Here is a 23,584-nt window from a genome sequence, read left to right as displayed (position 1 = left end):
AGCCCAGGCGTTTACGCCTGGGACAGGACCGAGACGCCCCCGTCCATTTACGATTTTCCCGATTACCCTTTACGATAGGTCGCGATGCTCATTGTCATGAAAGCCGACGCCACGGATGCGCAAGTTGCGCATGTGTGCGACGTCATCACTGAACTCGGCTTCAAACCGCACTCAATGCCGGGCGCGCATCGCACAGCGATTGGTGTCACCGGCAATCCGGGCGCGATTGACCCGACGCGTTTCGAAAACCTGCCGGGTGTGGCTGAAGCCATTCGCGTCACCAAACCTTACAAACTGATCAGTCTGGACCTGCGCCCCGAAAAGACCATCGTGCGCGTCGGTGACGCAACGATTGGTGGAGACGAACTCGCCATCATTGCCGGCCCGTGCGCCATCGAGAGCCATGCCCAGGCCTTTGCCGTTGCGGAAGCCGTGCGGCGCAGCGGTGCGCGTTTCTTTCGCGGCGGCGCGTTCAAGCCAAGGACTTCTCCGTATGCTTTCCAGGGGTTGGGCGAAGAAGGACTGAGGATTCTCGCCGAGGTTCGCGAAGCTTATGGACTGAAGATCGTAACTGAGGCGCTGGATGAAAGCAGTTTGGATCTCGTCGAGAAATATGGCGACGTCATTCAGATCGGGGCACGGAACATGCAGAACTTCAGTCTGCTCAGGCGGGCCGGCCGTTCGCATCTGCCGGTGCTTTTGAAACGCGGTCTGTCGGCGACACTCGATGAGTGGCTGCTGGCGGCTGAGTACATCATGTCTGAAGGCAACTACAACGTGGTGCTGTGCGAACGCGGCGTCCGGACTTTCGCGCAACACACGCGTAATACCCTCGACCTCGCTTCGATTCCCGCTGTGCGTCGCCTGTCGCACCTGCCGGTGGTAGTCGATCCCTCGCACGGGACCGGGAAGAACTACATGGTGATTCCCTTAGCATGTGCGGGTGTCGCGGTTGGCGCCGATGGTTTGATCGTCGAAGTTCACGACCAGCCTGAAAAGGCCCTGTCAGACGGCGCGCAGGCGCTGACGCCTGATCAATACGAGCAACTAATTCAGGAAGTGCGGCCGATTCATGAGGTCGTCACCCCGCAACCGGTGTCGTAATTCTCTCGTGTTCGCATTTCTTCGTGTATCTCTGTGAGGCCTCAGTGGCTCTGTGGTGAGTTCTTGTCCCGGTATCCCACCACAGAGACACAGAGATCGCACAAGAGAGGCACCGAGAAAGACGTGCTAATTAACCTTCCACGGTTTCCGACAGAATAGCTGCAAGCTTCATGGTGAAAGCTGAACGCGGCATCACTCGATCGTAACCCGCCGCGACGGCCGCTTGTTGTAACTCGGTTTGGATGTGGGAAAAGAATCCGAGCAGTACTACACCGGCCAGCGCCTCATCACTCTTCAACGCGCGCGCCAACTCCAGAACGTCACAGCAACCCGCATTCAGGTCGGCAATGATTAAGGCCGGGGCTTCCTGTCGTGCTTTCGCAACCGCATCGGGGATTGATCTCGAAAACTGTACGCGTGCGCCGACCTGTCCGGCCGTGCCGCGAATCTTCGAAGCGAAGAAGAGATCATCAACGACGGCGATAACTGTATTCATGTAACTTTCGTTACTAACACTTAGCTTTAGTCTGTGTCTCTGTGACATCTCAGTGGCTCTGTGGGGAATTCCTGCACGCAGTGTTCTCACCACAGAGACACAGAGCACGCACAAAGACGCACAGAGAAAAACGGTGACGCATGTAAGTGTCGGACTCAGCGCTTGCTAACTCACGGTCTGCTGCCACATCATGCGCCGCAATGTCTTTCACGCCGCCGGACGCGAACACGCGAATCGAATTTGGAAACCAACACGTTTCGCAAAACGATGTCGCCGAAAAGTCGAGCCTCGTGCTGGCGTCCTACAACATTCGCTATGCAGTCGGGCGTTTTCTGATTCTGTCCGGCCTGCTGCGGAAACTTGGCTATAACTTTCCAAGTCGTCGCGCCGATGCGATTGAGGGCAACCTCGAAACGGCCGCCGCCGCTTTCACTAACAACCGTTTGCTGCCCGCGCCGGACATTCTAGCATTGCAGGAAGCCGACAAGATGACCGGCCGCACAGGCGGTCAACATATCGCGCGACGTCTGGCGGAAGAAATGAGGATGTCTTACGTGCATGCGGGCGTAGGTTTGCCGCTTGGCGTACCGCCGAAGCAACGCGAGTGGTGGCTGAACTTTGAAGAGCAAGTCGCGAACGATGACGAGGGCGACATGGGCGTGGCTTGGTTGAGCCGCCTGCCGCTTACCGACGTCGAACTTATCGACCTGCCGTGGCATGAATGTCCCTGGCATCCGCGCGTCGCCGTCGCTGCGACCATTCACTGGCGCGACGAGAAGGTTCGCTTGTTCAATGCGCACATCGATCCGCATGGGCCGCTCGACAATCAACATCAACAGACTGAATTCGTCCTCGAACGAGCGACGGAGCATGAAGGCCCGACCGTGCTGCTCGGCGACTTCAACACGCTGTCAAAGGAAAAGGCGATCGAGATTCGCAAACTGATGGAGTCGCACGGCTACACGACCCCGTTTCCCACAGACATTCCGACCTGGCGCGGCGCAGGGGTGGTGCGCTTTCATGCCGATTGGATCTTCGGCAAAGGCATCACGTTCAAACGTTGGGGTGTGGCGAAGCCTTTAAACGTTTCCGATCATTGGCCCGTTTGGGCGGAGATCCAGACATCAGATGTCAGATATCAGACGTCAGATGTTAGCCTTGAGACCGATGTCTGACGTCTGACTTCTGATGTCTGCCTTGAAGATTTCCAGCCGCGACAATTCCCTGCTCCGCCGCGCGCGTGCCGTGCGCGATGGCAAGCTCGACGATTTGATCTTCGTCGAAGGACTGCGGCTCTGTGAAGAAGCGCTCAAATCCGATCTACGAATCGAAGCGGTCATTTACTCAGACCATATCCTGCGCAAAGATCGCGCGGCCCACTCGATAGAAAAGTTGAGCGCCGTCGCTGACACTTCGGCCACCGTGAGCGAGAAACTGCTCGAATCGGTCTCTTACACGAAAACGCCACAAGGCGTGGTCGTGCTCGCTGTCCGACCCGCGCATGACGAAGAGACCTTTGCCGCGAAGCAAACGAAGTCGCCGCTCGTCGTCATCCTTCACGAAATCAACAATCCCGTGAACGTTGGCGCGATCGTGCGCACGGCGGAAGCGGCGGGCGCTACCGGGGTCATCGCGACCGCTAACACCGCCGATCCGTTTTCGCCTAAAGCTCTGCGCGGCGCTATGGGCTCGGCGTTTCGCTTGCCCATTTGGAACGGCCCTTCGTTCCCCGCAGCCGTTGCCTGGTGTGGCTCGAGGAAAATCCAAACAATCGCCGCCGACTCGTCCGGTTCAGAGGTGCACCGGGATGTTGATTGGCGCAAATCGAGCGCGATAATAGTTGGCCGGGAATCAACCGGGCTGTCGCCTGAAGAGCTCGCGTCGACGGATGCGTCCGTGCGAATTCCCATGCAGGGAGCCGCGGAAAGCCTGAACGTAGCGGTCGCCACCGGCGTCATTCTGTTCGAAGCGGCAAGACAGCGCGCGGCAAACTAGTGTATTTTTGAGTCGGAACAACCCCTTCGAACAGGTTTGGCGGTCACAACGTATTAACGTTCATGGCAGAAGAGCAGAACCCGAGTCCAAAAAGACGCCGCGACACGATCGTGCCGGAGCGGCTGATGCGCCGCGTCCTTGAGGGCGTTGGCGACGTCGTGGATCGCAAGCTGGGCCGGACGCCTGATGCTGAAGGCGGCCTGAGCACCGATCACCTGATTCGGCGAATGAACGCGCTCATCGATGAACGGGCGCGCGACGACAAACGCCGCGGCCGCATTGCTCCCCATCATTTGAAATTGAAGGTCGAGTGGGGCAAACATTCTGAGACTGCTCCCGAGGTGACGAAGCGGCTCGAACAGGAAGTACTGGCCGCCGCTATCGATCACATCAACGACAGTCGTTATCGCACCCTCGCGCCGGTCAGCATTGAGACTGAAGTTGATATCTTCACGAAAGGAATCGCCGTCGACCCGAACTACGGCGAGTTTGAAGAAGAGCTTCAGCGGGAAGACCTCGAGCGCAAACTTGGCAAAGACGGACTTAAGAACGCACCCCGCCACGGCGAGAAACTGAGCGTCAAGTACAGCGTGCACATTTCCACCCCCGAACTTTCCAAAGACGTGCAGTTGGAGTTTACGCCCGGCGGACGCCGGGTAAATGTCGGCCGGGCCACGGATAGTGATCTGCATCTGAATCACTCGAGCGTTTCGAAGATTCATGCGTCGCTGCGAATGGACAATCTCGGCACTATCGTCGTGGCCGATACCGGCTCAACCAACGGCACGCACATCAACGGCCAACGAATCCCCTACGGTGAAGCACGCCCCATAAATGAAGGCGACCTCCTCGCGTTTGGCGATGTCGAGGTCCGGTTTCGTAGAATCAATTCCTGACACATGGCGCGCGCACTGTTTCTCTTACAATCTGCCACTCCGACGCCTGTAGACTCTCCGGAAAAATTCCCGGCCTGGCTGACACTGATTTTTCTGATCGGCATTGCGTTCGTCGCTTTGCTGCTGCTGATTGGCCTGGTGCGCGGCTGGTTTACCCGCAAGGGCGGAGCCGCACAAATTTTCGCGAACCTCTCGGGTGAGCTTCGGCGGCGTCTCGGCACTTCGGCAACTAATCGCGGATTGAGAGTCTGGCGCTGGCTGTTCGTGCTGATTGCGCTGACCATGTTCGGCTTTCACGTCTACTGGGCAAACTACGCGCGCGATCGGAATCCGAAGTTTCAGGAGATGAGCTACAAGGACCTGCGCAACCGTCGTCTTTCTGAATCGACATTGCGCGGCTGGATTTACGATCGCAAAGGCCGGCCGCTGGCTTACTACAAGAAGGATTCGTCGGGTCAGATCGTTCGCGAATACCCGATGGATGATCCGTTTGCGCACTTGTTTGGCGCGGATCGCGGCGATCCCGGACTGGAGCGCGCCCTCTTCGGAACCGAAAGCGGCGCGGTCCCGGAAGTGATGCAAATCATCAAGGGCGAAACCGTCGAACAGAAGCTGAACAAAGATTACACGCTGACAATCGACAAAGACCTGCAGCAAGCCGTCGTCGATCAACTCAAGGGCAATCCCGGCGCAGTCGTGATTTTCAATCCGCAGACGGGCGAAGTGCTGGCGATGTACAGCAATCCTGCGTACAGCCTGAAGCAGGTGCAGGACGAAGCGACATGGATTCGTCTGGACAAAGATCGCAAACAGAAGCCGCTGCTAAACCGCGCCGCCAACGAATACTACGTGCCCGGTTCGACCTTTAAGACGGTGATGATGTACGCGGCGTTCCGCAACGGGATGCAGAACGTGCGCTTCAATACCAGCGGGATGTTTTCCCCGCCGGGCTGTGACAAAACGATTACCGACGACGGTGGTGGATGCCACGCATGCGGGAACATCGGGATGGATGTGGCCTTTCAGCAGTCGAGCAATATCTATTTTTCATGGCTCGGGACGCAGTTAGGCGGCGAGAAGATTCAAGAGACGGCCAAGCTGCTCGGCATGGGCGCTTACGACAGCCTCAGCGGTGACGGTCAAGGACGGCGTCAACCGGAAATTTGGAATGCGAGTTCGCGCGCGGTTCAGAACGCGATCGCGCCGACCGAGTCCTGGCTGAAGGCCGGAAAGAAATCAACGCGCTGCGAGTTGATGTACGAAGGTTACGGCCAGGGTTACGCTTCACAGATGACGCCATTCCAGATGGCGCTGGTGGTTTCAGCCGGTGCGAACATGGAGGGCAAGCTAATGAAGCCCAAGATCGAATTGGACCGTCCCAACGAAATGTTTAGTCAGGTGCTGACTCCCGCGCAGGCGCAAACGGTCCGCGGCATCATGCACTTGGTTACTGAAGGCGGCACCGCGAACAGCGTCATGGCCCCAGTGAAAGCTGCCGGCATTAAGAGCGGAGGCAAGACCGGTACTGCCCAGAAAGCCGTCCCTGTGATCGATCCCAAGACGGGTGAACCGCAGCGTCGCCTGGTTAGCGAGCGCGACTTCCGCGGCAATATCGTCCGCCAGTATTACGAAATCGTGATGCACGACAAGCTCAGAAGCGATGCGTGGTACCTGAGCTTTGCTCCGCTCGACAGGCCGGTGATTGCGATGGCCGTGCTGTTGGAAGGTCCCGGTCCCGGAATCAGTTTCTACGGCGGCAAGAACGCCGGACCGATTGCGGCGCAGTTGATTCTGAAAGCGAAGTCGTTGGGTTACTTTGGCAGCAATACAAGCGTGCCGTCGGCGAGCCCGACCCCGCGGCCGCGCGTCAGGCCGCGTGCGACTCCGTGAGGATTTTTTGATGATGACTGGAGCGCAAGCGTATCGCTGGCAATACATCGTGAGTTTATCGAGAAGCAAGAGGGGACGCTTACGCTCCAGTCAATAGACGTTAGATCAGAATGAGGAATCGTCTTTCATCACATATTTTCGTCCTGCTCGCGCTGATCGCGGTCGAGGTTGTCGGCTACTTTGCCATCTACCGCTCGGGCTTGATTCGTGGTTACGAAACCTCATGGATCGGCGCGGCGCGCGACCTCCTTTTGTTCTTCCCGCTTATCGTGGCTGCGTTCTGGCTCTCACGCACGTATCGATTCAAAGGAAGCTGGGTCCTCTACACGGCGGCTGTTGTTCTGTTCTCGATGGGCATGCTGGTCCAGTACCGTTTGTACAGTGACCCCGAGTACGGCGCGCGCAACAAAGCCGCCGCCCGCCAGGAAAAAACGCAGGCGCTGCGCATTCGTTACATCAACGAGAATTACGACGCGAACAAACGCGCGCTGATGGGTCTGCCGCCCACGCCACCGGCCAACGAAGAACTCCCGGTTAAGGAAGCAAGCTACAGTTTCTTCAATGCGGTGACATCAAGCTACACCTGGGTCCCGGTGTTCGCGTTGATCGGATTTGCGCTCGCGTTTGCCTTTTGCATGAGTGACCGTCTGCTGTCATGGGTCCAGCGCAACAGCTTCATCATCGTTCTGGTCACTTTGTTACCGTTGGCAATTGCGATCGTTAACTCGAGCGCGGGTAAGTCGCTCGGCAACACGACGCCGTGGGAGCCGGCGAAAGTTCCCTTCCTGCTGGGCTTCGCGGGCCTGCTGACCGCGCGCTACAAAGACCTGGCGCGCACCTACTGGGGCATTCCGCGCGCGCGCGACATCATCCCCCTGCTTGTGATGGCGATGATTCCGTTCATACCGTTTTTCGCCCTCAAAGATTTCGGGCAGATGCTCATCTTCAGCGGCGCGTACGCCACGCTTTATCTCGTCGCCGTCCGTCGCTGGCCGCAGTTGCTGGTCTTTGTCGGATCGATCGTGCTGGTGATATCGATTCTGGTCATTGGCGCGCTGCCGCGCGACATGCAGGAAAAATTTCCGATGTTGCCCACCGTCGCCCGTCCGATTCAGACCGTCCTGCCTTCCCGCATTCAGCAGCGATTCCATCTATGGCTCGATGGTTTCAATCCGCCTTCGCCTGAGACCTCCTGGTGGAAGCCTGAATTCGAAGAAGCCCTCGCTGAAAATCCGCGCATGCGCGAGCTCGCCGCCGAAAGTGAAACGATGCGGCAAAGCGTCAACAACGACGTCTGGTTCGATAAGCTCGCTTTCCAACCGGCGCAGGCAATCTTTGGGATCGCCTCAGGCAAGACGACCGGCCGCGGCTTAGGACTTGGTTTTCCGGAGGTGATTCCGATTGCGGATTCGGACTATGTTTACGCCGCAATTGCTGAGGAATTGGGGCTGATCGGCGGCGCGTTGGTCATCCTGGCGGTGATTATTTTAGTCATTGCAGGTATTCGCACATCGATTGATGCGCGTGATATGTTTACGAAGTTATGCGCTGCCGGGCTTACGGCCTTCATCGGCGTTCAGGCCCTGGTGAATATCGGCGGAATCGTGCGCGCACTGCCGATGACGGGCATCACTCTTCCATTTGTCAGCCACGGCGGCTTTAGTCTGATCACAAGTTTCGCGATGCTCGGAATGTTGATGGCCTTCTCACATCGAAACGCGGTTGATGCCCGCGCGATGGCCCGTGTGAAGCACGAACCGGAGAGCAGCATCAAGCTGGAGGCTGTTGAGTGAGCACCCCTACCCCTGCCAACCAAGTGAAAGTCGCATCAGTGAGCGACCGTGGGCTGAATGACAAGCGTCCACTCAATGAGGATTCATTCCTCAGCGATCAGGAGCGCGGCATCTTTGCCGTCGCTGACGGTGTCGGCGGAGCAGAGGCCGGTGAGGTTGCGTCCCAAACCGCCGTCGATGTTCTTAGCGAAGCCTTTCGCCACCGGATCAACGACGGCGACGACGTTGAGGACCTGATGGAATTGGCGATTCAGCGCGCCAACGCATCGATCCATCAGATGGCGAACGAGCATCCGCGGTTCTCGATGATGGCGACAACGATCGTCGCCCTGCATGTCGATGGCTTGCGCGCGACCTTCGGACACGTGGGTGATTCGCGTCTTTACCGCCTGACATCGAAGGGTGAATTCCGTCGCGAAACTGAGGATCATTCGATCGTCGAAGAAGAAGTTCGCGCCGGCCGCATGACGCCTGAACAGGCGCAGAACCATCCCAGCAAAAACGTGATCAGTCGCGCCCTCGGCGCTGAACCCTCGGTCGAAGTAGACATGCAAACGATCGAGATTGAAGACGGCACTTCGTTCCTGCTCTGCACCGACGGAATTACCCGCCATATCCCAGACAATGAGCTGCGCGACTTAGTTCTGAGCGGCCAACCTATCGAAGCAGTTTGCGAAGAGATGAAGCGCCGCTGTTATGAACGCGGCGCTGAAGACAATCTCACTGCTGTCATCGTTCAGGTCGGGACGCCGAAGCACACCGCCGCCGCAGATGTCGAACGGACGGTTGACGCTAAGCTGCCGCCGGAACTCCACCGCACTACGCCAGACGTTGCTGAGCCGCGCGTGCTCCTGACACCGGCTTCGCGTATTGCTTTCCCGGGCCCCGAAAATCAACCGTTGGCTGCTCCGGCTGTCGTCGCAGCAGAACAGGAAGCTGCGACAGGAGGTCGCGCTGTGCGTCGCTTTTTTGGATTTGTTTTCGTGCTGGCTCTGATCGCCGCAGCGTTTTACGCCGGCACGCGGTACCCGGATATTCGTCGCATATTGAATTTGAATGCCGCCCCGGCAGTTCAGCCCACGCCGTCGCAGTCGCCGTTGCCCGACACCCGCGCATCATTCGACACGAAGCGGGCTGCCGTAGATGCCGACCCGCACAAGTGGCTGGCTGAGAACGTGAATGCCGGTTCGAGACCATTCGAATCGAAGGACCCTGAGTTCCTCTACCTGTACGGCCGCGCGCAGATGCTCACCGGCAACCATCGCGACGCCGGCCAGGCATTAGATCTCGCCATCGCGAACTATCAAACCGCTGCGGCCGCTCCCCTTTCTTTGCAGGCAGAAGTAAAGCTGGCTCAGGCCGCGGCAGCCTTAAAACAAAGTTCCTTTGCAACCGGAGCCCCTACGCAGGACGCCCTGGCGGGTCAGCAAAAAGCAGCAACCATCCTCGACGAACTCCTCGGAGTGAAAGGCCAGACTGCGCCCAAATGACAGCGGACGATGCATGTCAGAGCTGAAACTTCTACAGTGCCGACTCGATGGCCGTTACGACGTCGAAGATTGTCTGGGACGCGGCAGCTACGCAGAGATTTACGTCGCCCGCGATCTCGCCGCTACTGATGAACGCTTCCGCGAAGTCGTAATCAAAGCCCTCAACGTTCTGCTGCAGGGCTATCAGGATCCCGAACTCGAACGCACGCTAATTCAGAATTTTCAGAACGAGGCGATCGCCCTCGATCGCGTGCGCCACCCGAACATCATCAGCCGTCTCGGTCACGGTACGGCGCTCGATCTCAACGGAACTGCTTTTCACTACATTGTGCTCGAGTTTCTCGGTGGCGGTGACCTGTCAGCGTTGGCGCGGCGCGAGCCGCTCACATTGGAAACCGCCCTCTTCTATCTTCAGCAGGTTTGCTCGGGCCTGGCCCACGCACACGTATCGGGTGTCATCCATCGCGACATCAAGCCGCAGAACCTCCTGCTCACCGCCGACCATCAAATCGTCAAGATTGCCGATTTTGGTGTGGCGCGCATGGAGGCCTCGGAAGGCGCAATCACCCGCGTCGGCACAAATATCTACGCCGCGCCGGAACATAGTCCGCTGCTGCAAACCGGGCCTCTCGGCACGGCGTCGCTGTCCAGCGAACGGCTGACGCCGGCGGCGGATATTTATTCGCTGGCCAAGACTGCTTACACGTTGATCTGCGGTTTGCCTCCGCGCAAATTCGCCCACGAACCTGTTACCGAACTGCCCGAACATTTAGCGGGCAAACCCTGGGCGAAAAGCCTGCTCGCGGTATTCGAGCAAGCCACGCAGACGCGGCCTAGCGAGCGCTACCAGACAGTGCAGGAGTTCTGGGACGAGCTAAGCGACGCGATGCTGCCGCCGACGCGCGAGCTGCACGCGGTCGAGCCACGTCGTGGAGTTACGTCAGATCTGAACCTTGCCGCCGTGGCTACGGCCGCCCCGCCCAGGCCGCGGTTCGAAAGTTCGCAGGAGCTGCGCGAAGAACCGGCCGTCAATGGCGCGCGCCCACGGATCGTCGTCGCGATTGCTAATCAGAACGTGCCGGCGGCGGTGGCGCCTGCACCGACGTTCGGCGGTGTCCAAAAGCAACCCGGCCGCGTCAAGGTGGCGGTTCCGGAGTGCGTTCCGAAAACCAGTGCAAAGCCGGCACAAGTCGAACCCAAGCCGAAGCCCTCGACGCGGCTGCGGGCAATTCTAGTTTCCCTCGTCCTGATTATCGCGTTCGCCGGAATGCTGCTCGCGACCCGGAACTACATTCGCAATCGCTGGGCCCAGCAGCAGACACAACAAACGGGCCCCATCGGACGTGAAGCTTTGACCACAACTGATCTAAACTTGCGGGCCGGCCCCAGTTCCGCTAACGAGCGGGTGGGTGTGGCCGCCGCGGGCTCGCGCGTAAAGGTGCTGAGCATCAGCGGCAACAACGCCAACTGGTGTGAGGTTCAAGTGCTTGAGCACAGCCGCCCCAAGTCCGAGCCCAGCTCGCAGGATCGCGGCTGGGTAAACAGGCAGTACCTGAAGTTTGAGTGAACCGTAAATAGTAAATCGTGAATAGGCTCGCCGCCGTTTCGCCTATTTACCATTCACGATTTACTATTCACTAACCCATGAGCCTAATTGAATCAATCCGCCGCTGGATCGACGGCGAGACCACCGACGACATCCTCGAAGAAGTTGACGAGCAGGCGCATCCGCGCCGCGCTTCGGAAGAGTTCCTCGTGAAGATCGCTCGCGAAGTTGAAGCCGTGATGCAGCGCGAAATGTTCACCCCGCCCGGCGGGCCAACTTATATTCCGCGCGAATACATCGTCTACCTCAGCAACGAAGACGACCGCGACTGGCAAGGCGACAAGCGCCGTGGCCTCGAACAGGGGCTGTTCCATGTCCTGTCTGAGCGCGCGCGTGAACTCGCCGGTTCGCACAATCTGCAGACTAAGTCGTTCGCGATCGAGCTGCGCGTCGATGGCACTCTGAACAAGAACGAGTTTCGGGTGCAAGCCGTTTGGGATGAAGCCGAAGCCGGCCACACGATGGTCACCGTTCGGCCCGCGGCACTGAACACAACCATGGGCGGCAGCCCCGCGCCGGCGCCCGAAGGCGATGGTGCAACCGGTGCTGCGGAGGTCGGGGGCGAGACTGAAGGCGGCGAGGTTACCGTCGTCCGCCCGCGCGTTGTCGAGCTTTATTCGATCGAGTTGTGGCGCGAAGGCGTGCGCCAAACGGTCGTCCCGATCACGAAGCCCGAGATTACGATTGGCCGCGGATCAAAATCAGTGACCGTCGATCTGCCTTTGAAAGGCGATCCCGAAATCAGCCGTGTGCACGCGAGTTTGACCCTCGACGATCAAGGCCGTTTCTGGCTGACTCCCAAAGGCCGCAATCCTACGTTGGTCTCCGGCCGCGAACTTCCGCGCGAACAGCGCACCGTCGTCCAGCCCGACGAGAAGATCTCAATCTGCGCGTACACACTGAGAATCCAGCCGAAGTAGAGATGAAGAAACGAAAACTTGGCGACAGCGGCCTCGAAGTGTCTGCGCTGGGACTCGGGTGCATGGGGATGAGCATGTCTTACGGGAAGACGCCCGATCGAAACGAGATGCTCTCTCTCCTTCGCGCGGCTTTTGAGCGCGGCATCACGTTCTTCGACACAGCCGAGGTCTATGGTCCTTTCACAAACGAAGAACTTGTCGGCGAAGCGCTGGCTCCCATTCGTGACGAAGTAGTGATCGCCACGAAGTTTGGATTCAAACTGGATCCCACGGGCGAGAAGCGTTGGGCGGGTGTCGACAGCCGTCCCGAACACATCAAGGAAGTTGCCGAAGCATCACTCAAGCGCCTTAAAACTGATCGTATCGATCTGTTCTATCAACATCGCGTCGACGCGGATGTGCCTATTGAGGAAGTAGCAGGCGCCGTGCGAGACCTGATTCAGGAAGGTAAGGTCAAACACTTCGGTATGTCTGAGCCGGGCGTCCAGACCCTGCGCCGCGCCCACGCAGTGCAGCCCGTCACGGCAGTGCAAAACGAATACTCACTGTGGACGAGGACGCCTGAGCAGGAGGTTTTGCCGGCGCTCGAGGAACTCGGTATCGGATTCGTTCCATACAGTCCGCTGGGGCGAGGCTTTCTTACCGGCAAGATGGACGAGACGACGAAGTTCGAGCCGAACGACTTTCGCGCGGGCCTACCGCGGTTCACGCCGGAAGCGCGCAAAGCGAATCAAACGCTCATCGATCTACTGCGCTCGATCGGGGAACGGAAGAATGCGACGCCCGCGCAGATTGCGCTCGCCTGGCTGTTGGCGCAGAGACCATGGATCGTTCCCATCCCCGGTACTACTAAACTACATCGCCTGGAGGAAAACATCGGCGCGACTGAGATTGAGTTAACCGCAGATGACCTGCGCGAGATTGATGAGGCATCCGCGAAAATTACGGTGCAAGGCGCGCGTTATCCTGAATCGCTTGAGCGGCTGACGGGAATTTAACTCTTCGCCTGGTTCTTCACAGCGCCGCGGATGTTCAGCGCCGCCAACGCGAACTGAAGAGCAATCAGCGCATAAGCCCCGTCGCCGACTCCCCAGATAATCCAAAGGACGTTGCTTAAGAGGAACAACCAGAAGCCCCAGTTCCGCTTGAACTTCCTTTGCGAACCGATCATCCACGCCGCGATCACAGTGATGACCATTGCGGGCCATTGAATCCAATCGATAAAACGCATGAAGATTTCTTGAGAGTTAGTGGCCGGTGGTCGCGGCCATCGCGCCGACGTCGAACTCGATTAGCATTTCATTCAGCAGGGGCGTAACGGCTTCGACATTTTCGTAGTTTCGATTCAGCAGGTTCAGGAGGCGACGTTCTTTCCTGCCTTCAATCTCATTGAGGAAAGCCCGGCAGAAGGCACAGACGACAGCCGGATCGAATTGAGTGCCGGTGTTGGCGCGGAAATCCTGGAGGACGTCTTCGAGCGGAAGCTTCTTTCGATAGGGACGATCGGTCGTCATCGCGTCAAATGAATCGGCGAGCGTGACGATCTTTGCGCCCGCCGGAATTTGATCGCCTTTCAAGCCGTCGGGATAACCGGCGCCGTCGATGCGTTCGTGATGGTAACGAGCCATCAGGGGAATGTCGGCGTAAGGATGGGAAATCGGCGCGAGGATTTCATAACCGGCGGCCGGGTGCTTACTCATCTCGGCTGAATCTTTTGCACTGAACCGTTCCGGCGAGTTAATGACGCTCAGGTCTACGATGAGTTTGCCGATATCGTGAAGATAGCCGGCGATAGTGATGCCTTCGACCTCGTCTTCGCCCCAGCCCATCTCGCGCGCGATCACTTCGCTGTACTTGCCGACGCGCACCGAATGACCTTGCGTGTAGCGGTCCTTCATGTCGATGGCGGCAGCGAAGGCGCGTACCGTCTCTTTGTAGATAGTGCGCAGGCCGTCGTACAGCCGCTGGTTTTCTTCCGCCTTGCGCTTCACCTCCCCCAGCAGGTGATGGCTGTTGATGCCGACCGCGATATGACGCGCAAGCGCGCTCAATGTTTCCAGATCTTCTTCGCTGAACTTTTCCCCACTGGCTTTTTCGCCAAGCAGAACCACGCCAATTAAACGTTCGTGGACCACCAGCGGCAGCAGCAATTGAATTTCCGCGGACGCAAAAAAGTTCTGGTGATCTTCCATGAAGCGCGTCGCTTCAGAAGTCCCATCTGCCAATGTCAGTGAAGCGCCAAGGCTGGCCAGCTCACGCGCATGTTCGCGGGCGATTGGGATTTCCGTGTCCGGTGTTTGCTCCAGGCCGCGCGCGGAGATGACGCGAAGAGTGTCACCCTGGCGATCGTACTGCGCGACGGCGCCGCGGCGAATCGCGACCGATCCGAGCAGCAGATGAAAAGATGACCGCAGCATCTCTTCAAAGTCTGCGGTGTTGGCAATCTCCTGGCCCAGATCAGCCAGGGCCGCGAAGGTGTGGAGGAGTCTTTGGTTGTTAGTTTCCATTGATATTACCCGCCCGCTAACGCAGGCGGTTCTGACTACGTTGCCGTGGCGGACGCGTTATTTTGGGGTTCAATCCACGACAATGCCTCACTCTCGTCCGACGCAATGCGAACATGCTTGGTGAGGCCGAGCATCTTAAACAAACTCGCTGATTGAGTATTCACGTCACAAAAAATTAGCCGAGCATGGCTTTGCTCGGCTGCGTCGATGACGCCCATGAGAATCGAGACTCCGATGCTGTTTACCAGTTCGGTGTCCCGGAAATTAATGACCACTGCCTGTCGGCCTGCTTCGAGCTGGTTCTTGCATTCACGCTCGATGCGTTCGCCGCTCAGCTTGTTCAGGTAATCGCTGGCGTAGATGATCGCTGTGTCCCCGACACAACGCGCCTGCACCGGAGTCGCCCCCGTGGTTTCCATCTTCAGTAAGCCCCCCTCTTACTGGCTAGTGAATGGTGAACCGTAAATCGTGAATAGAAACCGTCACCATTCTTGAATCGTAAGTCGTAAAGAGACTCGCCGGGCAAACGAATCTATTTACGATTCACGATTCACTTTTTACGAAGGTACTTAGTCATCCTCAATTGAGTGCCGTCGTCAACGCGCTCGAACTCAACTTCGTCCATCAGGCTGCGGATGAGTTTCAATCCCCACCCACGACGACTTTTTCCATCTCCGTTCGCAACGCCGTTGTCCGGAACACTTGCCGGAACGACGCCGCGGCTCGCAACTATGACGACTAATTTATCATCTTCCACGCGAAATCGCTGATAAATCTTTCGGTCGGGACTGAGGCTGTGCTCGGTCGCATTGATGCATGCTTCGACCAGCGCGAGCTTGATCTGATTGATCGCTTCCGGTTGAAAGTTGATGCGGCGCGCGATCTCTTCCACCGCGCGCGCGGCAATCAATTCAGTATCGGTGCCCATCGGGATCACCATCTCATATTCATCCGATGTCGTTTCGGATTGAGTTGGTTCCGTTTGCACGCGCGAGGTCAGCAGTTCGATTTGCCGCCGGCTGGAGCTGTACGCGTCGTGCTGCTTGAGGACTTCTGACGCATCTTCAGAAAAACCTTCGGGACTAACCAGCCACAACCGCGTGCGGCCGAGATTCGCTTCACGAGCCAGTTGTTGCAGACGCTCAAGCGCCTCTTTTGTAACGTCGTCGTCAGCCTCGAGCTTCGATTCAACTTCAGCCGTCAACCACACTACTTCGTGCTCATCGGTGTAGTCGGCTCCTTCGAAGCCATGGCCAATCGCGCATCGTCCCTCTTCCGTTCGCACCGCCGTGGCAAGCACTGAGCAGTCCTCGGCAGAGACAATCTGCGGCAAACGTACGATGTCCGGCTCAGCGTCGAGCGCGGCATTCACCGTCTCTGTATCGACGCCCGAGTGCGACGCGGCGAAACGATCGTATTGAAACAGGCTGGCCGGGACCTCCTGACAATTGAAGCGCGCCAGGATGTCTCTCAAACCGAGCGCAGCTTCGCGCCGGTACTTGCGACGCATGGTTTGCGGCGCGCGCTTCAGCGTACTTAGCAACGTGTTGGCCACCACGAGGGCGCGCGGCTCGCCCGCAACCTCGAGCTGATACTGGGCGTGCAAATAGTCCATCCACACCGGCGGTTCGGAATTGAGCTCGATCGTCGCACCGCTCGAGTTTGCCAGTTCGTGAATGTGCAGCGCATCGATGATTCGTTCAAATTCGTGGCCTTCGACCCCGAGTCTCTTCTTCCACGTCCACACGGATGCTTTGCGCGTTTCGCTCAAAGCTGATTCGTACAGCACGCGGACCAACGTCCGGCGCGTTTGCGCTTGCGGAGCTACCTGACTGAGTAAGCCGGCGAAGTGGCGATGAATGCGACCGCCGAGCAGTTCGTCGACATAAAGCCTCTGGCATTCGAGGAAGCTGGTGAGCGACGCGCGCTTTTCACGAGCGGCCTGCGCCAGCGCAGCAAGGAAGAAGGGGCTGCCATGCACTTGTTGGACGATCAGGTCGCGGGCCTGCTCGTTGCTCTCGACGCCAACACTGCGCGTGAGCGCGTCAAGCAACAGGTGCGCGTCATCCTCAGCCAGATAATCCAACCGGATTATTTCGTCCGCATCCAGGTCAGCGCCGGCGGCGTGAATCGCGTTCGGCATTTGCCGTCGTAGTCCCGCCATCGCGACAAACGGAGTACGGCGCAGGAACGCCTGGGTGAGCTCTTTCGCCAGCAGGCCCGCGTCTGCTTCATCCGCCAGCGGCAGACAATCGATCAGCGGAAGCAGCGGCCGCTTGGTTGCCGCCGCCAGCTTCTGCGGCGCCTGCAAACAGAAACGAAGAAATGTCAGCTCGTCGGCCGACGCCTTTTCGCGTGCGAATGATTCGAGCAGCGAGATGATTGCTTCATAGTCGGTGGGCAGGGCAGCTTCAGCTACATCCTCAGCGGTCAGTGCTGTCGTCAGCAACGACGGGTTAACCCGGCGATAGGCCACGTATTGTTGAAGAAAGGTCCGAAAGAAATTCGAGGCGACATCCGCCAGGCTGCCTTCACTTGCCCGAAACGAAAAATGAATGGGCGCCGCCTGAGTGCGTCGAAAGAACAGTTCGTCGTAAGCCTGTCTTAAAAATTCCGAGCCGCCCGCATTAGGGGCCGCCAACAACAGAAGCTTCCGCTCGTTTGGTTGCGACGAGTAGCTGATGAGTCGATGCAGCTCAGCATCGCGGCCGACGAACTCGTCCCGCGTCAACTTCGCCAGAATGCGTTGATGACTCATCCTTGATTACTTCGCCCAGGCTTCAGCCGGTGATTTCACCTAGGCCTCGATTAAAGAAGCCCTGACTAAAGTCTGTCCCACTACTGACTAACTCCCCGCGCCCTGATATGCGTACGCGCGGTTCTTACCGTGACTCTTCGCGTAATACAGCGCGCGGTCGGCTGCCCGGATCATTGCTTCAGCGGAATCGACCGACGAAGACAGCGACGATAGACCTATGCTAATCGTCACCGCGCCCTGTGGCTGTGAAGCGCCGTGCGGAAACTTCGTGGTCATGATTTCCCGCCGCAAGCGATCGGCAATGGCCCCGGCCTCTTTCAAGGTCGTTTGCGGCAGAAGAATCGTAAATTCTTCGCCTCCGTAGCGCGACGCGACGTCAACCTTCCGCAGCGTCGAGCGCAAGCACTGCGCGGTTATTTCCAACGCGCGATCGCCCGCCTGATGACCATTGCGATCGTTATAGTGCTTGAAATCATCAATGTCGATCATCATGAAGCTCATCGGAAAATCGTAACGCTTCGAACGATTCAGTTCCTCAGACAAACGCGCTTCCATGTAACGGCGGTTATGCAGCCCCGTCAGCGGGTCCGTAATCGACATCAACTGAAACTGGTTCGCGCGGTGTTGCCAGGTAGCGCGTTCAAGCGCGAGGGCGATTTGCGGCGCCACCAGATCGATTACCTCCAGGTCTGATTCCTGATAGGCCGCGCCGCTTCGTCTGTCCGTCACATTCAGGACCCCGATTTTTCGCGCCCCAATCGTGATCGGATAGCTGATGAAGGATCCCGTTTTGTACTTCCGTTCCGGCAACGACGGTTTACCCAGGGCATCGATCGTGGTAACCAGCGGTTGTCCTGAACTGATCACTGAACCGGCGATTCCCTCACCCACGCGGATGGCTTCGATATCGCGCTGACCGACAGGTATGCCGCGCGCGGCTTTAATGTTCAACTGGTTCGATTCCTCGTCGAACAGCCAAAGCGAACCGCGTTCAGCGTCCAACAAGTCGGCGGATTGCGCCAGGATCGACTCGTAAATCTGTGACGGTTCAGCGGCATCAATCTGTTCGGCGAATCGTCGAATCGAATCAGCAAAAGGCGCGCGGCGATCCAGACCCACGTATGGAGCACGTTCAACGCGCCGTTCTTCGACTGCCTCTAGCGGCTCGTCGCTCGCGGGCTTCTCTTCCCGCGCCGGCAATTCTACCGGGGCCGGCGCAACCGGTTTCTCGCGAAACTCCTCCGCCGCGCGGCTGAGTCTTAGGGCCGCATGATCGAGGTCACCTTCATCCGCAAAGATCACATTGCGAAACAGTTCGTCCGCGGCCAGCTCGTGCAAGTCGCCTGACCGGACGCGCTCGACAAATTCGCGATAATCCTTGCCGCTGCTGAATGCGCGGCCACCGATCACTGCAAGCTGCCGCGTGTTAATTTCAACCGGCAGAGAGAAGCACTGCAATCCTGCGTGGCATCGATAGTGAACCACGGCGCCTTCATTGGCCGCTCGTTTGTGCGCCAATCCACAAAACGGATCACAGAGGCGCACGTGTTCCGGCGACGACTGCATCGCTTCACAAATCGAGTTGTTGTTCGAAACGGCGAGGGCGGGAGGCTGGTAGCCCTCAACCAGCAACACAGCGATTCCGGAATCTGCGGCGACCGATTGTTGCACTTCGTCCCAACCGCCTGGCGCTCGTTCCGGTAACTCCTGTTCAATGGGCGCCAGTCGCGCGAGTTTCTTTCGGGTCATTAGGGGTTAAATATTGCTTTCCGTCGCCAGTATACGTGGCACAGACTTCAGTCTGTGCATTCTGTCAGGCCATCACAGACCAGAGTCAGTGTCACCCGCTTCAACTGATTTCAACTCACGGTAAGGTAAAACGACGAATTGGCCCCGTTTTTCACGCGGTCGAGACGGCGAGGTGTTGGCCTAAACCCGGCGCAGATCCCGGAGCAACCCGCTCGATATCGGGGTGGTCAGGACTGATGCGAAGGCAGGCGGCCAAGTGATTCGGCTTAATTTGCACTAGCTGTGGTTCGACATCCGCACAGACATCGATGGCGTACGGACAGCGGGTGCGAAAGCGGCAGCCGCTCGGAGGATTGATTGGCGAAGGGACGTCGCCCTCGAGCACGATTCGCTTGCGGGACGATTCGATTTTTGGATCGGGAACGGGGACCGCCGAAATGAGTGCCTTCGTGTAGGGCATCAGCGGCCGCGCGTAGATCTCTTTGGCGGGCGCGAGTTCGACGATTTTCCCGAGATACATCACCGCCACTCGATCCGAAACGTGCTGCACCGCGCGCAGGTCGTGCGAGATGAAAAGGTAAGTAAGATTCTTTTCGCGCCGCAGCCGCTCGAGCAGATTCATGATTTGCGATTGGATTGAAACGTCGAGCGCCGAGATTGGCTCGTCCGCGACTATGAAGCTCGGATCGACAGCGAGCGCGCGCGCGATGCCGATTCGTTGCCTCTGGCCGCCGGAAAACTCGTGCGGATAACGGCGCAGAAAGCGCGGGCTGAGGCCGACCTGCACCATCAATTCCTGGACACGGCGCTTTCTCGCTTCGCCCTCGGCAAGTCCAAACGTGCGAATCGGTTCGCTGATAATCTGATCGACCGTCATGCGCGGATTCAAAGAAGCGTACGGATCCTGAAAAACGATTTGCAGATGGCGTCGCTCGTCGCGCATCGCGCGGTTCGACAGTTGCGCCAGGTCGTTGCCGCGGAACAGGACCTGACCCGATGTCGGTTCGACGAGCCGCAGAATTGCGCGGCCCAGCGTTGTCTTGCCGCAGCCGGACTCGCCGACTAACCCGAGGGTCTCGCCTTCGAAGATGTCGAGCGATACTCCATCGACCGCCTTGACGACCTGGCGCGTGAGACTGAAGAGCGACTTCCGCACCGGAAAGTGCACCTGGAGATCCTGAATTGAGATCAATGGCTGCATCAGCGATTCGATTCGGCGTAGACCTCGTTCGCGAAATGGCAGAGCGAGTGGTGATCACTTGTGAGCTGGACGAACGGCGGAAATTCACGCTCACAGATTTCTTCCGCGCGTTCACAGCGCGGCGCGAAAGGACACCCGGACGGCAAGTGCGCCAGGTCCGGCGGCTGCCCCGGAATTTGATAGAGCTTTCCCTGTTCTGAAGTCGGATCAGGAACGGAACGCAACAGGCCGCGCGTGTAGGGATTGCCCGGACGCTCGAACAGTTCGCCGGTGGGCGCCTGCTCAAAAACCTTTCCCGCGTACATCACTACCACGTGATCGGTCATGCCGGCGATGACGCCCAGGTCATGGGTGATCAAAATTACGCTCGCGCCGGTCTCGCTTTTTAGTTTCCTAATGAGTTCGAGAATTTGCGCCTGGATCGTTACATCGAGGGCGGTGGTCGGCTCGTCAGCGATTAGCAGCTGCGGCTTGCAAGACAGCGCCATTGCGATCATCACGCGCTGGCGCATGCCGCCCGAGAATTCATGCGGATAGCTGTCGATTCTTTCGGCGGCATCGGGAATACCAACGTGCTCGAGCATCTCGATCGCGTGACGCCGCGCCTGTTCTTTGGTGTGCCTGAGGTGAAGCTGCGTTACTTCCATCAACTGTTTTGACACGCGCATGAACGGATTCAAAGACGTCATCGGATCCTGGAAAATCATCGCGATGTGACAACCCCGAAGATCGCGCAACTCACGCGGCGACAATTTCAAGACATCGCGGCCATTGAATTCGACCGCCCCGCCGGCAATTCGCCCGGGCGGATCGGGTATCAGACGCATGATGGAAAGGTTCGCCACGGTCTTGCCGGAACCAGATTCGCCGACGATACCGAGCGTGTCGCCGCGTTTTACTTCAAAGCTAACGCCGTCCACGGCTTTCACGGTGCCGTCTTCGGTGTGAAAGTAGGTGCGAAGGTCTTTTACCTTCAGTAGACTTCCGTTGGTTTTTGGTTCCGCCATTGTCGAGTTTACGACCCACCGACTACCGCAGGTGGTACTGACCTCGCTGCTTACTGCTTACTGCTTACTGCCCACAGCACACTGCTCATTCTTTTCTGGTTTGCGGATCGAGCGCGTCGCGCAAACCATCTCCAAGAAAATTCAAACTGAACAGCATCAACGCCATCGTGGCTCCCGGGAAGATCAACTGCCACGGATAGACCGATAAATGCTGTGCGCCTTCGGCGGCCAGGCTGCCCCACGAAACTCGCGGCGGCCGCACCCCGAGCCCAAGAAATGACAGGAACGCTTCGCTAAGCATTACCGAGGGCACCGTGAGCGTCGCGTACACGATCACCGGCCCAAGCACGTTCGGAATAAGATGGCGAAAGACTATCTTTGGCGTCGAGACTCCGGTCGCGCGCGCCGCCAAAACGAAATCCTGATTCTTTAGCGACAGCACCTGGCCCCGGACAATCCGGGCCATCGTCAACCAGGACACGGCCCCTAGTGCAAAGAACAGTTGCGCTAGCTGACCTGTGGGAGTCTTTGCGGGCAGCAACGCCAGCAAAACGATGACGATGATTACGTAAGGCAGCGAATAGAGGACATCGACAATGCGCATCATCAAATCATCGACCCGGCCACCCAGGTAACCGGCCAATGCGCCATAACTGACCCCAATCACCAGCGAAACCAGTGTCGCAATCAGCGCGACCATGAGGGAAATCTGTCCGCCCGACAAAACTCGCGCGAGAATGTCGCGCCCGGCATTGTCGGTACCCATCGGATGCGCCCACGAAAAACTTCCATCAGGCCCGCGCAACGGCGGCAACGATTTGTTCAGGAGATTGTCTTTAGGAATGTAGTCGTAGGCGTACCCGGTCGTGGCCTTAAGGATCGAAGGACCAACTAGCGACGCCACGGTAACCAGCAGCACTATGACGATGCCAAAGACGGAGAGCTTATTCCGGAGAAGCCGTCGCCACGCGTCCCGCCACAGAGACGAACCCGCGACGAGTTCGCCGGTGACGACGTCATGCACATCCTCAGCGACAGCCATCTCCGGCCCGATCTGCAGTACCGGCGGATCCGGCATGCGTTCCGGAACTTCAAGAGCCTCGTCATCTTTCGGGTGATGCGGCTTGTCTGGGGGAAAGTCGTTCATACTTGCCGTCCAGCTGAGATCTCAGCTCTGAGGTCTCAAGTCTGAAAATCAATACCTGATGCGCGGATCAATCAATGTATATGAAATGTCCACGAGCAGATTGAAAACCAAAACCGTAACCGCGATGAAAGCCACGATGCCGATGATTAAGGGCTCGTCTCGATTCAGGCACGCATTTATGAAGTAGTTGCCGAGGCCCGGCAGCGCAAAGATTTTCTCGACGACAACTGTGCCGGTCACCAGAAACGCCAGCGCCGGTCCGGAAAAAGAAACGACCGGCAGCAATCCCCCGCGCAATGCATGTCGTGTTACCACCTGTCGCTCGCTCAAACCTTTCGCGCGCGCAGTGCGGATATAGTCAGAGCGCAAAACCTCCAGCATTCCCGAACGCGTCAGCCGTGCAATGTAAGCAATGTAAATCGCCGACAGCGTGAGCGCCGGCAGCACGATACTTCGGCTGGGAAACCCGTCCCACAACGCGGCCGGAAACCAAAACAGCGTAAGCGAAAACAGGAGAACCAAAAGCGGCCCAAGTACAAAGTTCGGAATTGAAATGCCCAGCATCGCGATGGCCATGCTCGCGTAGTCAATGAACGAATTCTGTCGCAGCGCCGCGAACGTTCCGAGAGTGATGCCCACCAGGAGAGCCAGGGCATAGGCGCTTATTCCCAACGCTGCCGAAACGGGGAGGGCGCGCCAGAGAATTTGGTTAACAGTTTGGCCTTCATACTTGAGCGACGTGCCGAAATCGAAGCGCGCAATGTTCCAGAGCACGCGCCGGTATTGGACGTGCCAGGGCTTGTCGAGCCCATATTTGTCGCGGAGGTTGTTTTCGATTGCGGGCGCCAGTTTCTTCTCGCCGCTGTAGAAGTTTCCAGGCGCCATACGCACCAGCACCCACGTCAACGTGACGACGATGAAAAGCATCGGGACGATAACGATGATGCGGCGAATGATGAAGCGAAGCATTTTGAAGAGGATCTTGGTACTTTGTGCTTTGTACTTTGACGTCTAACGCAAACTGA

At 58.0% G+C, this 23,584-nt stretch carries 20 protein-coding genes; 10 read left to right on the top strand and 10 right to left on the bottom strand.

Translation table 11 applies throughout. The annotated features are described in order from the left end of the window. The first annotated feature begins 84 nt into the window (after nucleotides 1–84). The gene (gene aroF, locus VFX97_06825) at nucleotides 85–1,104 is read left to right on the top strand and encodes a 3-deoxy-7-phosphoheptulonate synthase (GenBank protein ID HEX5702894.1); all 1,020 of its coding nucleotides are present in this window, start codon (nucleotides 85–87) and stop codon (nucleotides 1,102–1,104) included. 130 nt (nucleotides 1,105–1,234) lie between these two features. Here the strand turns inward: aroF and VFX97_06820 are convergent, their stop codons facing one another. Next, a complete protein-coding gene (locus VFX97_06820) occupies nucleotides 1,235–1,600 on the bottom strand; it encodes a hypothetical protein (protein HEX5702893.1) in 366 nt (121 codons plus the stop codon). A 200-nt stretch (nucleotides 1,601–1,800) separates the two neighbouring features. On the opposite strand from VFX97_06820, the gene VFX97_06815 reads away from it, so the two are divergent. The 9 genes from VFX97_06815 (at nucleotide 1,801) to VFX97_06775 (ending at nucleotide 13,188) form a co-directional block, all read left to right on the top strand. Beyond that, nucleotides 1,801–2,775, top strand: a complete 975-nt coding sequence (locus VFX97_06815; protein HEX5702892.1) for an endonuclease/exonuclease/phosphatase family protein — start codon at nucleotides 1,801–1,803, stop codon at nucleotides 2,773–2,775. A 13-nt stretch (nucleotides 2,776–2,788) separates the two neighbouring features. Next, the gene (locus tag VFX97_06810) at nucleotides 2,789–3,595 is read left to right on the top strand and encodes an RNA methyltransferase (GenBank protein ID HEX5702891.1); all 807 of its coding nucleotides are present in this window, start codon (nucleotides 2,789–2,791) and stop codon (nucleotides 3,593–3,595) included. A gap of 62 nt (nucleotides 3,596–3,657) precedes the next feature. Further along, nucleotides 3,658–4,491 (top strand): FHA domain-containing protein, encoded by an 834-nt coding sequence (locus VFX97_06805; GenBank protein ID HEX5702890.1) that lies wholly within the window; start codon nucleotides 3,658–3,660, stop codon nucleotides 4,489–4,491. A 3-nt stretch (nucleotides 4,492–4,494) separates the two neighbouring features. Continuing rightward, nucleotides 4,495–6,381: a penicillin-binding transpeptidase domain-containing protein gene (locus tag VFX97_06800; GenBank protein HEX5702889.1), complete on the top strand. Its 1,887-nt coding sequence runs from the start codon at nucleotides 4,495–4,497 to the stop codon at nucleotides 6,379–6,381. 110 nt (nucleotides 6,382–6,491) lie between these two features. After that, nucleotides 6,492–8,174: an FtsW/RodA/SpoVE family cell cycle protein gene (locus tag VFX97_06795; GenBank protein ID HEX5702888.1), complete on the top strand. Its 1,683-nt coding sequence runs from the start codon at nucleotides 6,492–6,494 to the stop codon at nucleotides 8,172–8,174. Next, complete coding sequence (locus tag VFX97_06790; GenBank protein ID HEX5702887.1) at nucleotides 8,171–9,664, top strand: PP2C family serine/threonine-protein phosphatase; 1,494 nt, start codon at nucleotides 8,171–8,173, stop codon at nucleotides 9,662–9,664. The genes VFX97_06795 and VFX97_06790 overlap by 4 nt, the downstream gene beginning before the upstream one ends. Before the next feature lie 13 nt (nucleotides 9,665–9,677). Further along, entirely contained in the window at nucleotides 9,678–11,231 is a 1,554-nt protein-coding gene (locus VFX97_06785; GenBank protein ID HEX5702886.1) for a serine/threonine protein kinase, read from the top strand. A 77-nt stretch (nucleotides 11,232–11,308) separates the two neighbouring features. Then, on the top strand, nucleotides 11,309–12,190 hold the full coding sequence (locus VFX97_06780) for an FHA domain-containing protein (protein HEX5702885.1): 882 nt from the start codon (nucleotides 11,309–11,311) through the stop codon (nucleotides 12,188–12,190). A 2-nt stretch (nucleotides 12,191–12,192) separates the two neighbouring features. Next, nucleotides 12,193–13,188 (top strand): aldo/keto reductase, encoded by a 996-nt coding sequence (locus VFX97_06775; protein HEX5702884.1) that lies wholly within the window; start codon nucleotides 12,193–12,195, stop codon nucleotides 13,186–13,188. Here VFX97_06775 and VFX97_06770 read toward each other — a convergent pair. The 9 genes from VFX97_06770 to VFX97_06730 all read right to left on the bottom strand — a co-directional run bounded on the left by VFX97_06770 (nucleotide 13,185) and on the right by VFX97_06730 (nucleotide 23,528). Beyond that, the gene (locus VFX97_06770; GenBank protein ID HEX5702883.1) at nucleotides 13,185–13,421 is read right to left on the bottom strand and encodes a hypothetical protein; all 237 of its coding nucleotides are present in this window, start codon (nucleotides 13,419–13,421) and stop codon (nucleotides 13,185–13,187) included. The genes VFX97_06775 and VFX97_06770 overlap by 4 nt on opposite strands. A gap of 16 nt (nucleotides 13,422–13,437) precedes the next feature. Next, nucleotides 13,438–14,697, bottom strand: coding sequence for an HD domain-containing phosphohydrolase (locus VFX97_06765; GenBank protein HEX5702882.1), 1,260 nt, complete (start codon nucleotides 14,695–14,697; stop codon nucleotides 13,438–13,440). A gap of 35 nt (nucleotides 14,698–14,732) precedes the next feature. Continuing rightward, on the bottom strand, nucleotides 14,733–15,116 hold the full coding sequence (locus tag VFX97_06760; GenBank protein HEX5702881.1) for an STAS domain-containing protein: 384 nt from the start codon (nucleotides 15,114–15,116) through the stop codon (nucleotides 14,733–14,735). 131 nt (nucleotides 15,117–15,247) lie between these two features. Then, nucleotides 15,248–17,455, bottom strand: coding sequence for an ATP-binding protein (locus VFX97_06755; GenBank protein HEX5702880.1), 2,208 nt, complete (start codon nucleotides 17,453–17,455; stop codon nucleotides 15,248–15,250). 87 nt (nucleotides 17,456–17,542) lie between these two features. Beyond that, on the bottom strand, nucleotides 17,543–19,204 hold the full coding sequence (locus VFX97_06750) for a diguanylate cyclase (GenBank protein ID HEX5702879.1): 1,662 nt from the start codon (nucleotides 19,202–19,204) through the stop codon (nucleotides 17,543–17,545). 151 nt (nucleotides 19,205–19,355) lie between these two features. Further along, complete coding sequence (locus tag VFX97_06745; protein ID HEX5702878.1) at nucleotides 19,356–20,405, bottom strand: oligopeptide/dipeptide ABC transporter ATP-binding protein; 1,050 nt, start codon at nucleotides 20,403–20,405, stop codon at nucleotides 19,356–19,358. Continuing rightward, the gene (locus VFX97_06740) at nucleotides 20,405–21,412 is read right to left on the bottom strand and encodes an ABC transporter ATP-binding protein (GenBank protein ID HEX5702877.1); all 1,008 of its coding nucleotides are present in this window, start codon (nucleotides 21,410–21,412) and stop codon (nucleotides 20,405–20,407) included. Before VFX97_06740 ends, VFX97_06745 begins: the two co-directional genes overlap by 1 nt. Nucleotides 21,413–21,497: 85 nt before the next feature. Continuing rightward, a complete protein-coding gene (locus VFX97_06735; GenBank protein HEX5702876.1) occupies nucleotides 21,498–22,559 on the bottom strand; it encodes an ABC transporter permease in 1,062 nt (353 codons plus the stop codon). 48 nt (nucleotides 22,560–22,607) lie between these two features. Beyond that, a complete protein-coding gene (locus VFX97_06730; protein ID HEX5702875.1) occupies nucleotides 22,608–23,528 on the bottom strand; it encodes an ABC transporter permease in 921 nt (306 codons plus the stop codon). Nucleotides 23,529–23,584: the final 56 nt, after the last annotated feature.

It is taken from the genome of Pyrinomonadaceae bacterium, from assembly GCA_036277115.1.
Lineage (GTDB): Bacteria > Acidobacteriota > Blastocatellia > Pyrinomonadales > Pyrinomonadaceae > UBA11740.
Note: the sequence above shows the minus strand (reverse complement) of the source record. Positions and strands in the feature narration are given on the sequence as shown.

Bases quoted from the DNA above. Each gene is read 5' to 3' on its own strand.
- aroF (HEX5702894.1), top strand. From the start codon at position 85: ATGCTCATTGTCATGAAAGCCGACGCCACGGATGCGCAAGTTGCGCAT.
- VFX97_06820 (HEX5702893.1), bottom strand. From the start codon at position 1,600: ATGAATACAGTTATCGCCGTCGTTGATGATCTCTTCTTCGCTTCGAAG.
- VFX97_06815 (HEX5702892.1), top strand. From the start codon at position 1,801: ATGTCTTTCACGCCGCCGGACGCGAACACGCGAATCGAATTTGGAAAC.
- VFX97_06810 (HEX5702891.1), top strand. From the start codon at position 2,789: ATGTCTGCCTTGAAGATTTCCAGCCGCGACAATTCCCTGCTCCGCCGC.
- VFX97_06805 (HEX5702890.1), top strand. From the start codon at position 3,658: ATGGCAGAAGAGCAGAACCCGAGTCCAAAAAGACGCCGCGACACGATC.
- VFX97_06800 (HEX5702889.1), top strand. From the start codon at position 4,495: ATGGCGCGCGCACTGTTTCTCTTACAATCTGCCACTCCGACGCCTGTA.
- VFX97_06795 (HEX5702888.1), top strand. From the start codon at position 6,492: ATGAGGAATCGTCTTTCATCACATATTTTCGTCCTGCTCGCGCTGATC.
- VFX97_06785 (HEX5702886.1), top strand. From the start codon at position 9,678: ATGTCAGAGCTGAAACTTCTACAGTGCCGACTCGATGGCCGTTACGAC.
- VFX97_06780 (HEX5702885.1), top strand. From the start codon at position 11,309: ATGAGCCTAATTGAATCAATCCGCCGCTGGATCGACGGCGAGACCACC.
- VFX97_06775 (HEX5702884.1), top strand. From the start codon at position 12,193: ATGAAGAAACGAAAACTTGGCGACAGCGGCCTCGAAGTGTCTGCGCTG.
- VFX97_06770 (HEX5702883.1), bottom strand. From the start codon at position 13,421: ATGCGTTTTATCGATTGGATTCAATGGCCCGCAATGGTCATCACTGTG.
- VFX97_06765 (HEX5702882.1), bottom strand. From the start codon at position 14,697: ATGGAAACTAACAACCAAAGACTCCTCCACACCTTCGCGGCCCTGGCT.
- VFX97_06760 (HEX5702881.1), bottom strand. From the start codon at position 15,116: ATGGAAACCACGGGGGCGACTCCGGTGCAGGCGCGTTGTGTCGGGGAC.
- VFX97_06755 (HEX5702880.1), bottom strand. From the start codon at position 17,455: ATGAGTCATCAACGCATTCTGGCGAAGTTGACGCGGGACGAGTTCGTC.
- VFX97_06750 (HEX5702879.1), bottom strand. From the start codon at position 19,204: ATGACCCGAAAGAAACTCGCGCGACTGGCGCCCATTGAACAGGAGTTA.
- VFX97_06745 (HEX5702878.1), bottom strand. From the start codon at position 20,405: ATGCAGCCATTGATCTCAATTCAGGATCTCCAGGTGCACTTTCCGGTG.
- VFX97_06740 (HEX5702877.1), bottom strand. From the start codon at position 21,412: ATGGCGGAACCAAAAACCAACGGAAGTCTACTGAAGGTAAAAGACCTT.
- VFX97_06735 (HEX5702876.1), bottom strand. From the start codon at position 22,559: ATGAACGACTTTCCCCCAGACAAGCCGCATCACCCGAAAGATGACGAG.
- VFX97_06730 (HEX5702875.1), bottom strand. From the start codon at position 23,528: ATGCTTCGCTTCATCATTCGCCGCATCATCGTTATCGTCCCGATGCTT.